The organism is Streptomyces sp. WZ.A104 (genome assembly GCF_002382885.1).
GTDB lineage: Bacteria > Actinomycetota > Actinomycetes > Streptomycetales > Streptomycetaceae > Streptomyces.
Genome location: NZ_NWVL01000118.1, coordinates 1 through 14978 on the forward strand (window position 1 = coordinate 1; position 14978 = coordinate 14978).

The window sequence follows — 14978 nt, forward strand, 5'->3', positions numbered from 1 at the left end:
CCGGCCGCCCCACCACGCCCCGCCCGCCCCACCCACGCCCCGCCCCACCCGCCACCCGCTCCGCCAATTCGGAGCACCCGACACCCGCTCCGCTCCACGCCGGACAAACGTCCTCAGCCCCCTGCCGCCCTACCGTGGGACCACAGCGGTGAGCCTTCCGGGCGCCCGCCATCCCCGTCACGACCTCCGAAGGGCCGGAACCTCCATGACTTCCACCCACGCGTTCTGGCTGGCCGGCCGCCAGGCCACCGGTGCGGACAGCTTCGACGTCACCAACCCGTACGACGGACGCCTCGTCGGCACCGTCAGCGTGCCGACCGACGCCCAGGTCGAGGAGGCCGTCGCCGCCGCACACGCCGTGCGCGACGAGTTCGCCGCGACCCCGGCGCACGTACGGGCCGCTGCCCTCGACCACGTCGTACGGCGGCTGACGGAGCGCACCGAGGAGATCGCCCAGCTGATCTCGGCGGAGAACGGCAAGCCGATCAAGTGGGCCCGCGGCGAGGTCGGCCGGGCCGTGTCCGTGTTCCGGTTCGCGGCCGAGGAGGCCCGCCGGTTCAACGGTGGCGAGGCCCAGCGGCTCGACACCGACCTCGGCGGCACCGGCCGGCTCGGGCTGGTCCGGCGCTTCCCGCGCGGGGCCGTCCTCGGCATCGCGCCCTTCAACTTCCCGCTGAACCTCAGCGCCCACAAGGTCGCCCCGGCCATCGCCGTCGGCGCCCCGATCATCCTCAAGCCCGCCCCGGCCACCCCGATCTCCGCCCTGATCCTGGGTGAGCTGCTGGCCGAGACGGATCTCCCGGCCGGTTCCTGGTCCGTCCTGACGGTCCCGAACGACAAGATGCCCGCCCTGGTCCAGGACGAGCGGCTGCCGGTCATCTCCTTCACCGGCTCCGGCCCCGTCGGCTACGCGATCATGGAGTCGGTGCCCCGCAAGCACTGCACCCTGGAGCTCGGCGGCAACGGCGCGGCGGTCGTCCTCGGCGACTACGCCTCCGACGAGGACCTCGACTGGGCCGCGACCCGGATCGCCACCTTCTCCAACTACCAGGGCGGCCAGTCCTGCATCTCGGTGCAGCGCGTCATCGCCGACGCCTCGGTCTACGACCGGCTCGTCCCGAAGATCGTCGCCGCCGTCGAGGCGCTGGTGACCGGCGACCCGGCCGACGCCACCACCGACGTGGGCCCGCTCGTCAGCGAGGACGCGGCCAAGCGCGTCGAGTCCTGGGTCGACGAGGCCGTCCAGGGCGGCGCCGAGCTGCTCACCGGCGGCAAGCGCGACGGGGCCACCTACGCCCCGACCGTGCTCGCCGGTCTCCCCGACGACGTGACGCTCTCCTGCGAAGAGGTCTTCGGTCCGGTCATGTCCCTCCAGAAGGTCGACGGCGAGGGCGAGGCGTTCGCGGCCGTCAACTCCTCCAAGTACGGCCTCCAGGCCGGGGTCTTCACCCACGACCTCCAGACCGCCTTCCGCGCCCACCGCGCCCTGGAGGTCGGCGGCGTGATCATCGGCGACGTCCCCTCGTACCGCGCCGACCAGATGCCGTACGGCGGCGCCAAGCAGTCCGGCGTCGGCCGCGAGGGCGTGCGCTACGCCATGGACGACTACACCTACGAGCGCGTCCTGGTCCTCACCGGCCTCGCCCTGTAACACCCCCGGACGGTCCCGCCCGCGCCCCGCCCGGACAGCGAGCGCGGGCGGGGCCCGCCGACCGTACCCCTGCGGACCGCCGCGGTCGCCATGCCGAGCGGAGTGCGGCCACCGAGGCCGCACTCCGCACGGACCGGGTCAGGACTTGCGGATGGTCATGGTGTTGTCGTTGGAGGGATATCCGTACTTGTACTGCTGGCAGTCGACGGACTTGGACCGGCTGTGCACGGTCCACCCGGCCGGCACCTCGAACAGGCCGCAGATGGTCTTGGTGGTGCCCTTCGGGAGACCGGCGAGATTCACCAGCCCGACCCGGTTGTGGTAATCGCTGGTGCCGCGGCTCCGATTGCAGTCGGAGACCGACGAGTACCTGGTGATGCGGAACCCGGACGGGATCGGGCTGTAGGTGCACGCCGACACGGTTCCGCCGGCGGCCACGCCGCTGGTGTCCGTGATCCGCTTCGTGTTGTACATGCCCCCGCCGGTCGAGCCGCACCGGGAGCTGTCCCAGTACTTCACCTCGACCCACCCCACGGGCGTGCTCGTCCAGCCGCACACGTCCTTCGGTGTCGCGGCGCCGGCCGTGCCCGAGGCCATCAGCCCACCCAGCAGCGATGCGGTCAGCGCAACCCCCACACGTCTGTACCAGTTCATCCTCATACCCCCCAGGTATCGGACCTCGTGCCCTTCGTGGCTGCGCAGGAGTCTGTCACTTCTGGCATGCACCTGGCCAGGAGTGCTGCTCATCGGCTGGTCCGGCGCGATCGTCAACGGGGGCCCTTGCTCCAGGTGGTGACGGTGCCTTGCCCGACCCGGGTGCGCGTACGAAGTGGTCGATGCCCGGATCAGCAGGCCCCGAGTCCCCGGACAGCGCCCCGACGCTCCTGGTGCCCGGCCCGCTCGGCTGAAGGAAGCCGGTGTCCCGCCTCGTGCGCGGGGGCTGGTGCGGGTGCCGATCAGCGGGTACACGGGTTACATACGGACCAGAAGCAGCCCAGTAGCAGCAGCGACGAGCGGCGAGGTGAGGTCCCTCATGTCCGCACCACACAACACACCCCAGGTCCCCAAGGCCCCCAAGGTCACCGAACGCGAAGCGCGGCGGGTCGCCGAGGCCGCCCGTGAGCAGGACTGGCGCAAGCCCAGCTTCGCCAAGGAGCTGTTCCTGGGGCGGCTCAGGCTCGACCTGATCCACCCGCACCCCATGCCGCCGCCCGACGACATCAGGCGCGGCGAGGAGTTCCTGGCGCGGCTGCGGGCGTTCTGCGAGACGAAGGTCGACAGCGCCCGGATCGAGCGCGATGCGAAGATCCCCGACGAGGTGATCGACGGACTCAAGCGGCTCGGCGCCCTCGGGATGAAGATCGAGACCAAGTACGGCGGCCTCGGCCTCACCCAGGTGTACTACAACAAGGCGCTCGCTCTCGTCGGCTCCGCCAGCCCCGCGATCGGCGCCCTGCTCTCCGCGCATCAGTCGATCGGCGTACCGCAGCCGCTGAAGATCTTCGGCACCCAGGAGCAGAAGGACGTCTTCCTGCCCCGGCTGGCCACCACCGACATCTCCGCCTTCCTCCTCACCGAGCCCGACGTCGGCTCCGACCCCGCCCGCCTCGCCACCTCCGCCGTGCCCGACGGGCCCGACTACCTCCTCGACGGCGTGAAGCTGTGGACCACCAACGGCGTCGTCGCCGACCTGCTCGTCGTCATGGCCCGGGTCCCCGCGTCCGAGGGCCACCCCGGAGGCATCACCGCCTTCGTCGTCGAGGCGGACGCCCCCGGCGTCACCGTGGAGCACCGCAACGCCTTCATGGGGCTGCGCGGCATCGAGAACGGCGTCACCCGCTTCCACCAGGTGCGGGTGCCCGGCGCGCACCGGATCGGGCCCGAGGGCGCCGGGCTGAAGATCGCCCTCACCACCCTCAACACCGGCCGCCTCTCGCTGCCCGCGATGTGCGTCGGCGTGGGCAAGTGGTCGCTGAAGATCGCCCGCGAATGGTCCGCCGTACGGGAGCAGTGGGGCCGGCCCGTCGCCCAGCACGAGGCGGTCGGCAAGAAGATCTCGTTCATCGCGGCCACCACCTTCGCCCTGGAGGCCATCGTCGACCTCTCCTCGCAGATGGCCGACGAGGACCGCAACGACATCCGTATCGAGGCCGCCCTCGCCAAGCTGTACGGCTCCGAGACGGGCTGGCTGATCGCCGACGAACTGGTCCAGATCCGCGGCGGCCGAGGCTTCGAGACCGCCGAGTCCCTGGCCGCCCGTGGTGAGCGGGCCGTCCCGGCCGAGCAGATGCTCCGGGACATGCGCATCAACCGGATCTTCGAGGGCTCCACCGAGATCATGCACCTGCTGATCGCCCGCGAGGCCGTCGACGCCCACCTCAAGGTCGCGGGCGACATCATCGACCCCGACAAGCCGCTCTCCGCCAAGGCGAGGGCGGGCGCGAACGCCGCCGGGTTCTACGCCCGCTGGCTGCCCAAGCTGGTCGCCGGACCGGGCCAGCTCCCGGGTACGTACGCCGACTTCCACCCCGCGGGGCACCGCGACCTCTCCGGCCACCTCCGGTACGTCGAGCGCTCCTCCCGCAAGCTTGCCCGCTCCACCTTCTACGCCATGTCCCGCTGGCAGGGCCGGATGGAGACCAAGCAGGGCTTCCTCGGCCGGATCGTCGACATCGGCGCCGAACTCTTCGCCATGAGCGCCGCCTGTGTCCGCGCCGAGCATCTGCGCGGTGCGGGCGAGCACGGCCGCGAGGCCTACCAACTCGCGGACGCCTTCTGCGAGCAGGCCCGCATCCGGGTGGAGGAGCTGTTCACCCGCCTGTGGTCCAACACCGACGACCTCGACCGGCGCGTGGTCGACGGTGTCCTGTCCGGCATGTACACCTGGCTGGAGGAGGGCGTCATCGACCCCAGCGGCGAAGGCCCCTGGATCGCGGACGCGACACCCGGCCCCTCCGTCCGGGAGAACCAGCACCGCCCGGTGCGCTGAGGCCTGTCGCCCGAGGCCGACCGGGGTGCGTCCACCCCGTCCACACACCGGACGCACCCCCTCGCCCCGCCCGCCGCCCGGCAGGATGGGCGCCGTGACCCTCATCGACCTTCCCGGCTCCAAGTCCGTCACCGCCCGCGCCCTCTTCCTGGCCGCCGCGGCCGACGGCACCACTACTCTCCTGCGCCCGTTGCACTCGGACGACACCGAGGGGTTCGCCGAAGGCCTCCGGAGCCTCGGGTACCGGGTCACCCAGGAGGCCGACCGCTGGCACATCGAGGGCCGCCCGGCCGGGCCCGCCGCCCCCGAGGCCGACGTCTACTGCCGTGACGGCGCGACCACCGCCCGCTTCCTGCCCGCCCTCGTCGCGGCCGCCGCCTCCGGCACGTACCGCTTCGACGCCTCCGCCCAGATGCGCCGCCGCCCGCTGGCCCCGCTCACCCGGGCCCTCACCGGCCTCGGTGTCGACCTGCGCCACGAGGGAGCCGAGGGGCACCACCCGCTGACCGTCCGGGCCACCGGCATCACGGGCGGCGAACTCACTCTGGACGCGGGGGAGTCGTCCCAGTACCTCACCGCCCTGCTGATGCTCGGACCGCTCACCGCGAAGGGGCTGCGGATCAAGGTGACCGAGCTGGTCTCCGCCCCGTACGTCGAGATCACCCTCGCGATGATGCGGAGCTTCGGCGTGGACGTGCTGCGCGAGGGCGACACCTTCACCGTCCTGCCCGGCCGCTACCGGGCCACCTCCTACGCCGTCGAGCCCGACGCCTCCACCGCGAGCTACTTCTTCGCCGCGGCCGCCCTCACCGGCCGCGAGGTCACCGTCCCCGGCCTCGGCGCCGGCGCGCTCCAGGGCGACCTGCGCTTCGTCGACGTCCTGCGCGCGATGGGCGCCGAAGTGGCGGTCGGCGCCGACGCCACCACCGTCCGCTCCACCGGCCGGCTGCGCGGGCTCACCGTCAACATGCGCGACATCTCCGACACCATGCCCACCCTCGCCGCCATCGCGCCCCACGCGGACGGGCCCGTACGGATCGAGGACGTCGCCAACACCAGGGTCAAGGAGTGCGACCGGCTGGAGGCGTGCGCCGAGAACCTGCGCCGCATGGGCATCACCGTGCACACCGGCCCCGACTGGATCGAGATCCACCCCGGTATGCCGAAGCCCGCCGGGATCGCGACCCACGGCGACCACCGCATCGCCATGTCCTTCGCCGTCGCCGGACTGCGCACCCCCGGTCTGACGTACGACGACCCCGGCTGCGTACGCAAGACCTTCCCGCGCTTCCACGAGGTGTTCGCGGACTTCGCGCACGCCCTCGAAGGGCGCTGAAGGCGCCGACCGCGCGCCCCACCGGGACGCGCTGTCCGCGCACACAGCGGGAGCGGCAACAATGGGGGGCATGAGCGACAGCCCCGCACCCCTCGCCGATCCGCATCTCGTCTTCGATGCCGCGGACGGCCGCCGGGATCTTGTGATCCTCGGCTCCACCGGGTCCATCGGCACTCAGGCCATCGACCTGGTCCTGCGCAACCCCGACCGCTTCCGGGTCACCGCGCTCTCGGCCGCGGGCGGCCGGGTCGCCCTGCTGGCCGAGCAGGCCCGCCTGCTGCGGGTGGACACGGTCGCGGTCGCCGCCGAGGACGCGGTCCCCGCCCTGCGCGAGGCGCTGCGGGAACAGTACGGGGCGGGCGAACCGCTGCCCGAGATCCTGGCCGGACCCGACGCGGCCACCACCCTCGCCGCGAGCGCCTGCCACACCGTGCTCAACGGCATCACCGGCTCCATCGGGCTCGCCCCGACCCTGGCCGCCCTGAAGGCGGGCCGCACGCTCGCCCTCGCCAACAAGGAGTCGCTGATCGTCGGCGGCCCGCTGGTGAAGGCGCTCGCCGCCCCCGGCCAGATCATCCCGGTCGACTCCGAGCACGCTGCCCTCTTCCAGGCGCTGGCCGCGGGCACCCGCGCCGACGTCCGCAGGCTCGTCGTCACCGCCTCCGGCGGACCCTTCCGGGGCCGTACGCGCGAGGAGCTGGCCGACGTCACCCGGGAGCAGGCCCTCGCCCATCCCACCTGGGCGATGGGCCCGGTCATCACGATCAACTCCGCGACCCTGGTCAACAAGGGTCTTGAGGTCATCGAGGCGCACCTCCTCTACGACATCCCCTTCGACCGGATCGAGGTCGTGGTCCACCCGCAGTCCTACGTCCACTCCATGGTCGAGTTCAGCGACGGCTCCACGCTCGCCCAGGCCACCCCGCCCGACATGCGCGGACCCATCGCCATCGGCCTCGGCTGGCCCGAGCGCATCCCGGACGCCGCCCCCGCCTTCGACTGGACGAAGGCCTCCAGCTGGGAGTTCTTCCCGCTGGACACCGAGGCCTTCCCGTCCGTCGGTCTCGCCCGGCACGTCGGCGGGCTCGGCGGCACCGCGCCCGCCGTTTTCAATGCGGCGAACGAGGAATGCGTCGACGCTTTCCTCGCCGGACAGCTGCCCTTCAACGGAATCATGGATACGGTCACGGCTGTGGTGTCCGAACACGGCACCCCCGCCCCGGGAACCTCGCTCAGCGTCGCGGACGTCCTCGAAGCGGAAACGTGGGCCCGCGCACGGGCCCGGGAACTCTCGGCGAAAGCGACAGCGGAGGCGCGCGCATGAGTCTGACTTCGATCCTGCTGACGGTCCTGGGGATCGCCGTCTTCGTCGTGGGTCTGCTCTTCTCCATCGCCTGGCACGAGCTGGGCCACCTCTCCACGGCCAAGATGTTCGGCATCCGGGTCCCGCAGTACATGGTCGGATTCGGCCCGACTCTCTGGTCGAAGAAGAAGGGCGACACCGAGTACGGCATCAAGGCCATCCCGGCGGGCGGCTACATCCGCATGATCGGGATGTTCCCGCCCGGCGCCGACGGCCGCCTTGAGGCCCGTTCCACCTCACCGTGGCGCGGCATGATCGAGGACGCCCGCTCCGCCGCGTACGAGGAGCTGGAACCCGGCGACGAGAAGCGGCTCTTCTACACGCGCAAGCCGTGGAAGCGCGTCATCGTGATGTTCGCCGGGCCGTTCATGAACCTGGTCCTCGCGGTCGCGATCTTCATGGGCGTCGCGATGACCTTCGGCTTCCAGACCCAGACCACCGAGGTCGCGGGCGTCCAGCAGTGCGTCATCTCGCAGAGCGACAAGCGCGACACCTGCAAGGACAGCGACCCGGTCTCCCCGGCCAAGGCCGCGGGCCTGAAGGAGGGCGACAAGATCGTCGCCTTCGACGGGCAACGGGTCGACGACTGGGCGACGCTCTCGGACCGCATCCGCGGGACCATCGGCCCCGCCACGATCACCGTCGAGCGCGGTGGCCAGGAGGTCACCCTCAACGCCGTCCTGCGCGAGAACGCCGTCGCGAAGAAGGACGCCGATGGCGAGGTCATCCCCGACCAGTACATCAAGGCGGGCTACCTGGGCTTCGCCGCCCAGACCGAGATCGTGCCGCTCTCCTTCGGCGACTCCGTCGTCCGTATGGGCGACATGATCGAGAACGGCGTCGACGCGATCATCGCCCTGCCCTCCAAGATCCCGGCCCTGTGGGACGCCGCCTTCAGCGACGGCCAGCGCGCCGACGACTCACCGGTCGGCGTGGTGGGCGCGGCCCGGATCGGCGGTGAGGTGATGAACCTCGACATCCCGGCCCAGAACCAGGTCGCGATGATGCTGTTCCTGCTGGCGGGCTTCAACCTGTCGCTGTTCCTGTTCAACATGTTGCCGCTGCTCCCGCTGGACGGCGGGCATATCGCGGGCGCTCTGTGGGAGTCGTTGCGGCGCAATGTGGCCAGGGTCTTCCGGCGCCCGGACCCGGGTCCGTTCGACGTGGCCAAGCTGATGCCGGTCGCCTACGTGGTCGCCGGACTCTTCATCTGCTTCACGCTGCTGGTCCTGGTGGCCGACATCGTGAACCCGGTCAGGATCAGCTGACCGCCCCGGTGGAGAACAGCTGATCGTCCCATTCGCCCCACAGGTGACGGCCGGGCACACATGTCGTGTCCGGCCGCCCACGAAGGGGTGGACATGTCGACATGGTGCGTGTGCCCGGGCTCCGGTGCCGTAACCTCGGAGGCTGGAGCCCGCCGAAATCGGGACCTTGATCCACACCTTGGGGATGCACAGCGCATGACTGCGATTTCTCTCGGAATGCCGGCCGTTCCGACCAAGCTCGCCGACCGAAGGGTCAGCCGACAGATCCAGGTCGGCTCGGTCGCGGTCGGCGGTGACGCGCCCGTCTCGGTGCAGTCGATGACGACGACGCGCACCTCGGACATCGGCGCCACGCTCCAGCAGATCGCCGAGCTGACGGCGTCCGGCTGCCAGATCGTGCGCGTGGCCTGCCCCACGCAGGACGACGCCGACGCCCTCGCCACGATCGCGAAGAAGTCCCAGATCCCGGTGATCGCGGACATCCACTTCCAGCCGAAGTACGTCTTCGCGGCCATCGACGCGGGCTGCGCGGCGGTCCGGGTGAACCCGGGCAACATCAAGCAGTTCGACGACAAGGTCAAGGAGATCGCGAAGGCGGCGGGCGAGACCCGCACGCCGATCCGGATCGGCGTCAACGCCGGCTCCCTGGACGCGCGGCTCCTGAAGAAGTACGGCAAGGCCACGCCCGAGGCTCTCGTCGAGTCGGCCCTCTGGGAGGCGTCCCTCTTCGAGGAGCACGGCTTCGGCGACATCAAGATCTCGGTCAAGCACAACGACCCGGTCGTGATGGTCAACGCCTACCGCCAGCTCGCCGCCCAGAGCGACTACCCCCTGCACCTCGGCGTCACCGAGGCCGGGCCTGCGTTCCAGGGCACCATCAAGTCGGCCGTCGCGTTCGGCGCGCTGCTCTCCGAGGGCATCGGCGACACCATCCGCGTCTCCCTCTCGGCCCCGCCGGCCGAGGAGGTCAAGGTCGGACTCCAGATCCTGGAGGCGCTGAACCTGAAGCAGCGCCGCCTGGAGATCGTCTCCTGCCCCTCCTGCGGCCGCGCCCAGGTCGACGTCTACAAGCTCGCCGACCAGGTCAGCGCCGGGCTCGACGGCATGGAGGTCCCGCTCCGCGTCGCGGTGATGGGCTGCGTCGTCAACGGCCCCGGCGAGGCCCGCGAGGCCGACCTCGGCGTCGCCTCCGGCAACGGCAAGGGCCAGATCTTCGTCAAGGGCGAGGTCATCAAGACCGTCCCCGAGTCGAAGATCGTCGAGACCCTGATCGAAGAGGCCATGAAGATCGCCGAGCAGATGGAGAAGGACGGCATCCCGTCCGGCGAACCCGAGGTCTCTATCAGCTGACCTCGGCTTTCCCCCGTCCTCACCGCCCCGCCGGGCCCCGCGCCCGGCGGGGCGGCGGTGTGGTGAGAGGCCCTCTCGCGGACCCGGGCGGCGTTCGAGGGGCTTGTTGGGTACAGTGCGGAAATCAGCAGACCGCATGGTGAGGCCCCCTCGTGTTGACGCAGACCACCACCCGGGTCCTCGAACCCAGCGACCTCGGCGCAGCGCTCGCCATCCTGGAGAGCGAGCCCGTGGCCAACGCCTTTGTGACGTCCCGCGTCCAGGTCGCGGGGCTCGACGCCTGGCGCCTCGGCGGGGAGATGTGGGGCTGGTACGCCGACGGCAGGCTCCGCTCCCTGTGCTACTCCGGCGCCAACCTCGTCCCCATCTGCGCCGGACCCGAGGCCGTCCGGGCCTTCGCCGACCGGGCCCGCCGGGCCGGGCGCCGCTGCTCCTCCATCGTCGGACCCGCCGAACCCACCGCCCTGCTGTGGCGGCACCTCGAACCGAGCTGGGGCCCCGCCCGCGAGGTCCGCGCCAACCAGCCGCTCATGGTCACCGAAAGCCCTTCCGCCGACATCACCCCCGACCCGCTCGTCCGCCGCATCCGCAAGGACGAGACGGAGGTCCTCATGCCGGCCTGCGTCGCCATGTTCACCGAGGAGGTCGGCATCTCGCCGCTCGCCGGGGACGGCGGACTCCTCTACCAGGCCCGCGTCGCCGAACTCGTCGGCGCCGGACGCTCCTTCGCCCGCATCGACGACGGCAAGGTCGTCTTCAAGGCGGAGATCGGCGCCGCCACCCCCCAGGCCTGCCAGATCCAGGGCGTCTGGGTCGCCCCGGAACACCGGGGCAAGGGCCTATCCGAGACCGGCATGGCCGCCGTCCTGCGCTACGCCCTGGCCGACGTCGCCCCCGTCGTCAGCCTGTACGTGAACGACTACAACACCCCCGCCCGCAGGGCCTACCACCGCGTCGGCTTCCGTGAGACCGGCGCGTTCATGAGCGTCCTGTTCTGATCCGCCGGACAACCCCTGGGCCAGTAGGGTTCCCGCATGGCAGTCCCCGGAGAAGGCTCCGCAGCACCCGACGTCGAGATCGGCCCCGTCGACCTGGCCGCCCGTGTCGACGAAGCCCTGCTCGTCCAGGCGGCCGCCTTCGGGCTCACCCAGGACGAGATCGACGTACGCCGCCACATCGTCCTCAGGCACCTGGAGCACCCCCACGCCCGCGCCCTCGGCGCCCTCACCCCCGAAGGACGGCTCGTCGGCTTCGTCTACGGGCTGCCCAACGACCGCGCCCAGTGGTGGTCCACCGTCGTCGAGCCCTATCTGCGGGCCACCGGCTCCGACGGCTGGCTCGACGACTCCTTCGTCATCACCGAGCTGCACGTCCACCCCGGCCATCAGCAGCGCGGTATCGGCCGCACGCTGATCACCACGATCACCGACGCCGTCGACCAGCCCCGGTCGATCCTCTCCGCCATCGACAAGGACAGCCCGGCCCGTGCCCTGTACCGCGCCCTCGGCTACCGCGACCTGGCCCGCCAGGTGGTCTTCCCGAGCGCCCCGCAGCCGTACGCGGTCATGGGCGCCCCCCTGCCGCTGTTGCGGTAGGGCGTTATGGATTTCCGCCTGCCCGCACCGCCCGGTTAACCTCGGGCTCACCACCCTTGCGAGCAGGAGTTCACCATGGCCCAGGTCCAGCGCATGTCCCGATTGATGATCAAGACACTGCGCGACGACCCGGCGGACGCCGAGACGCTCAGCCACAAGCTGCTGGTCCGCGCCGGGTACGTGCGCCGCAACGCGGCCGGCATCTGGACCTGGCTGCCGCTCGGCAAGAAGGTCCTGGACAACATCTCGAACGTGGTCCGCGAGGAGATGGACGCCATCGGCGCCCAGGAAGTCCTGCTGCCCGCCCTGCTGCCCAAGGAGCCCTACGAGGCGTCGGGCCGCTGGGAGGAGTACGGCGACCTCCTCTTCCGCCTCAAGGACCGCAAGGGCGGCGACTACCTCCTCGGCCCGACCCACGAGGAGATCTTCACGCAGACGGTCAAGGACCAGTGCACGTCCTACAAGGACCTGCCGGTGATGCTCTACCAGATCCAGACGAAGTACCGCGACGAGGCCCGTCCCCGCTCCGGCGTGCTCCGCGGCCGCGAGTTCCAGATGAAGGACTCGTACAGCTTCGACACCACCGACGAGGGCCTCGCGCACTCCTACGCCCTGCACCGGGCCGCGTACATCAAGATCTTCGAGCGCCTGGGTCTGGACCACCGCATCGTCTCGGCCGTCTCCGGCGCCATGGGCGGCTCCGCCTCCGAGGAGTTCCTCGCCCCCGCGGCCGCCGGTGAGGACACCTTCGCGGACTGCCCGAACTGCGACTACGCCGCCAACACCGAGGCCGTGACCTTCGCGCTCGCCCCGGTCGACGGCTCGGCGCACGGCGCGGTCGAGGAGCTGGACACCCCCGACACCCCGACCATCGAGACCCTCGCCGAGCACCTGGGCGTCCCCGCCTCGGCCACCCTGAAGAACCTCCTGGTCAAGGTGGACGGCGAGATCGTCGCCGTCGGCGTCCCCGGCCACCGCGAGGTCGACCTCGGCAAGCTCGGCGAGCACCTGGCGCCCGCCGTCGTCGAGCTGGTCACCGCCGAGGACTTCGTCGGCCGCGACGACCTCGTACGCGGCTACGTCGGCCCCCAGGGCCTGGAGAAGGTCCGTTACCTCGCGGACCCCCGCGTCGCCCCCGGCACCGCCTGGATCACCGGAGCCAACAAGGAGGGCAAGCACGCCAAGAACGTCGTCGCGGGCCGTGACTTCGAGGTCGACGAGTATCTGGACGTCGTCGTGGTCGAGGAGGGCGACCCCTGCCCCGCCTGCGGCACCGGCCTCACCCTGGACCGCGCCATCGAGATCGGCCACATCTTCCAGCTGGGCCGCAAGTACGCCGACACCTTCCAGCTCGACGTGCTCGGCCAGCAGGGCAAGCCCGTCCGCGTCACGATGGGCTCGTACGGCATCGGCGTCTCCCGCGCCGTGGCCGCCCTCACCGAGCAGACCGCCGACGACAAGGGCCTGTGCTGGCCCCGCGAGATCGCCCCGGCCGACGTCCACGTCGTGGCCGCGGGCAAGGCCCTCCAGACGGAACTGGCCCTGGAGGTCTCGGAGAAGCTCAACGCGGCGGGCCTGCGCGTCCTGGTCGACGACCGCCCCGGTGTCTCGCCCGGCGTGAAGTTCACCGACTCCGAGCTCATCGGCGTGCCCAAGATCCTCGTCGCGGGCCGCCGCTCGGCCGACGGCGTCCTGGAGCTGAAGGACCGTCGCACCGGCGAGCGCGAGGAGCTGACGGTGGACGAGGCGATCGCCCGCCTCACCGCCGACCTCGGCTGAGCACACACGAAGAAGGCCCCCGCGCACCGTGCGCGGGGGCCTTCGCCGTAAGGGGAGGGGCTACAGCCAGCCCGCGAACTCCAGGGTCAGTTCGCCGATCTGCCGTCGGCCCTCGGCCAGCGCCCGGGTTCCCGACTCCACCGCCCGGAACAGCGTCCAGCCGTGCAGCCGGGCCTGCTCCACCTCCAGCGACTCCGCCAGCTTCTTGACCCGCCGCCGCGCTGTCGCCGGGCCGCCGGGAGAGGCGATCAGATCCTCCACCCGGTCCCGCACCAGCCGCGCCAGGTCATAGGCGCGCTCGCCCACCAACGGCTCCGGACCCACCGTCAGCCACGGCGCACGCTCCCCGGCCAGGACCTTGCTCTGCCGGAAGTTGCCGTGCAGCAGCAGGAGTTCGGGAGACGCTCCGACCAGCTCGGCCCGCGCCGCGAGCGCCGCGCCGACCAGCGGGGCCAGCTCCGGATCGGCCTCGGCGGCCGCCCGCATCCCGGCGCTCTGGCGCACGGTCCGCTCGGCCACGCTCTCGAAGGAGTGCCCTGCCGGGGGCTCCACCCACAGCCGCCGCAGCGTGCCCGCCGCCTCCAGCTGGGCCTTCGCCTCCGGCAGCGAACGCAGTGACACCTCGTGGTGCAGCCGCTCCAGCAGCAGCGCGCCGTGCGCGTCGAGTGCTCCGGCCGGGGCGTCCAGCAGCCGCACCGCACCCCAGCCGCCCCAGTGCTCCAGCGCCGCCCGCTCCAGCTCCGGCCCGGCGACCGGCGGGGCCAGCTTCAGCGCGGCCGGGGTCCCGTCGGCGCGGTGCACCAGGACCACCAGGGAGCTGCGCCCGCCCGGGGCGGCCACCCGTTCGACGGTGAGGTCCCCTCCGGCGGTGTCCAGCACCCGTTCGGCCAGTGCGGGGAGCCGGTCCAGCCAGTCGGCCGTCGCCTCGTCCCCGTACATCTCGCCGAGCGCGCGCACCAGGCGCTGCGGCGGTTCAAAACCCATACGTCGTGTGTTCCCTTTCCGGTCCTTCGGATCAGCGCGTCCCGTCCGCGCCCGCGGCCTCCACGGGGCCCGTCGCGGCCGGATCCGCACCGGCGGCCCGCTCGGCGAGCCCCGGAAAGGCTACGTTGCCGCCCCGCCAGCGGGCCGACCGCACCGCGGCCTCGCGCAGCGCGCCCGCGGCCTCCTTGCGCAGCGGGCCCTCGCAAGCCCGTACGAGATCGGCGTAGACGCCCGCGACCCGGTCCTCCAGCACCGCGGCGAGCCGCTCCGCCGCCGGGGCGTCAGAGACCGCGAACGGCAGAGCGTACGCGGCCTCGGCCGCCACCGGCGTACCGCCCAGGTCCCGCACGGTGCGGGACAGCGCGTCCCGGCGCGCGCGGTGCCCGTCGTACGCCGCGTCCGCCTCCGAGCGCCGCTTCCCGTCGAGGAGGCCGCCCAGCGTGCTGTAGCCGTAGACGGAGGCGTGCTCGGCGGCCAGAGCCGCCTGGGCGGCGGTCAGCTCGGGGGAGGGAGAGTCGCCCTTCGGCGGCCGGGCGGTACGGGTGCTCATGCGGTCCTACCTTGTTCGTGGGTTGGACGGGCCGTCGTAAGGTCCAGAGACCCAGAGACGCCGGGTATGGCTTTCATGCGGTTGCCCTTGATGGTTCTGGCCACCTGGCCGCC

At 71.7% G+C, this 14978-nt stretch carries 12 protein-coding genes; 9 read left to right on the plus strand and 3 right to left on the minus strand.

Annotated features, from left to right (window positions below):
• Positions 1–205 precede the first annotated feature (205 nt).
• Positions 206–1651 carry an aldehyde dehydrogenase family protein gene (locus tag CIB93_RS35235; RefSeq protein WP_096632868.1) on the plus strand — a complete coding sequence of 482 codons (1446 nt, stop codon included), beginning with the start codon at positions 206–208 and terminating at the stop codon, positions 1649–1651.
• A 138-nt stretch (positions 1652–1789) separates the two neighbouring features.
• Here CIB93_RS35235 and CIB93_RS38325 read toward each other — a convergent pair whose 3' ends face one another.
• A complete protein-coding gene (locus CIB93_RS38325) occupies positions 1790–2305 on the minus strand; it encodes a hypothetical protein (RefSeq protein WP_179500358.1) in 516 nt (171 codons plus the stop codon).
• A 379-nt stretch (positions 2306–2684) separates the two neighbouring features.
• Between CIB93_RS38325 and CIB93_RS35245 the strand changes: the two genes are divergently transcribed.
• The 8 genes from CIB93_RS35245 to CIB93_RS35280 all read left to right on the plus strand — a co-directional run bounded on the left by CIB93_RS35245 (position 2685) and on the right by CIB93_RS35280 (position 13331).
• Positions 2685–4640: an acyl-CoA dehydrogenase family protein gene (locus tag CIB93_RS35245; protein WP_096632869.1), complete on the plus strand. Its 1956-nt coding sequence runs from the start codon at positions 2685–2687 to the stop codon at positions 4638–4640.
• Positions 4641–4734: 94 nt separating this feature from the next.
• Complete coding sequence (gene aroA / locus CIB93_RS35250; protein ID WP_096632870.1) at positions 4735–5976, plus strand: 3-phosphoshikimate 1-carboxyvinyltransferase; 1242 nt, start codon at positions 4735–4737, stop codon at positions 5974–5976.
• A 70-nt stretch (positions 5977–6046) separates the two neighbouring features.
• On the plus strand, positions 6047–7300 hold the full coding sequence (gene dxr, locus CIB93_RS35255) for a 1-deoxy-D-xylulose-5-phosphate reductoisomerase (protein ID WP_096632878.1): 1254 nt from the start codon (positions 6047–6049) through the stop codon (positions 7298–7300).
• A complete protein-coding gene (locus tag CIB93_RS35260; protein WP_096632871.1) occupies positions 7297–8607 on the plus strand; it encodes an RIP metalloprotease in 1311 nt (436 codons plus the stop codon). Before dxr ends, CIB93_RS35260 begins: the two co-directional genes overlap by 4 nt.
• Before the next feature lie 195 nt (positions 8608–8802).
• Positions 8803–9957 (plus strand): flavodoxin-dependent (E)-4-hydroxy-3-methylbut-2-enyl-diphosphate synthase, encoded by a 1155-nt coding sequence (ispG, locus tag CIB93_RS35265; protein WP_096632872.1) that lies wholly within the window; start codon positions 8803–8805, stop codon positions 9955–9957.
• A 155-nt stretch (positions 9958–10112) separates the two neighbouring features.
• Positions 10113–10955 carry a GNAT family N-acetyltransferase gene (locus CIB93_RS35270; protein WP_096632873.1) on the plus strand — a complete coding sequence of 281 codons (843 nt, stop codon included), beginning with the start codon at positions 10113–10115 and terminating at the stop codon, positions 10953–10955.
• Between the two features lie 36 nt (positions 10956–10991).
• Entirely contained in the window at positions 10992–11552 is a 561-nt protein-coding gene (locus tag CIB93_RS35275; RefSeq protein WP_096632874.1) for a GNAT family N-acetyltransferase, read from the plus strand.
• 75 nt (positions 11553–11627) lie between these two features.
• Positions 11628–13331, plus strand: a complete 1704-nt coding sequence (locus tag CIB93_RS35280) for a proline--tRNA ligase (RefSeq protein ID WP_096632875.1) — start codon at positions 11628–11630, stop codon at positions 13329–13331.
• 60 nt (positions 13332–13391) lie between these two features.
• Here the strand turns inward: CIB93_RS35280 and CIB93_RS35285 are convergent, their stop codons facing one another.
• Both CIB93_RS35285 and CIB93_RS35290 read right to left on the minus strand, forming a co-directional pair.
• A complete protein-coding gene (locus tag CIB93_RS35285) occupies positions 13392–14315 on the minus strand; it encodes an aminoglycoside phosphotransferase family protein (RefSeq protein WP_096632876.1) in 924 nt (307 codons plus the stop codon).
• Between the two features lie 31 nt (positions 14316–14346).
• Entirely contained in the window at positions 14347–14865 is a 519-nt protein-coding gene (locus CIB93_RS35290; RefSeq protein ID WP_096632877.1) for a ferritin-like domain-containing protein, read from the minus strand.
• Positions 14866–14978 lie beyond the last annotated feature (113 nt).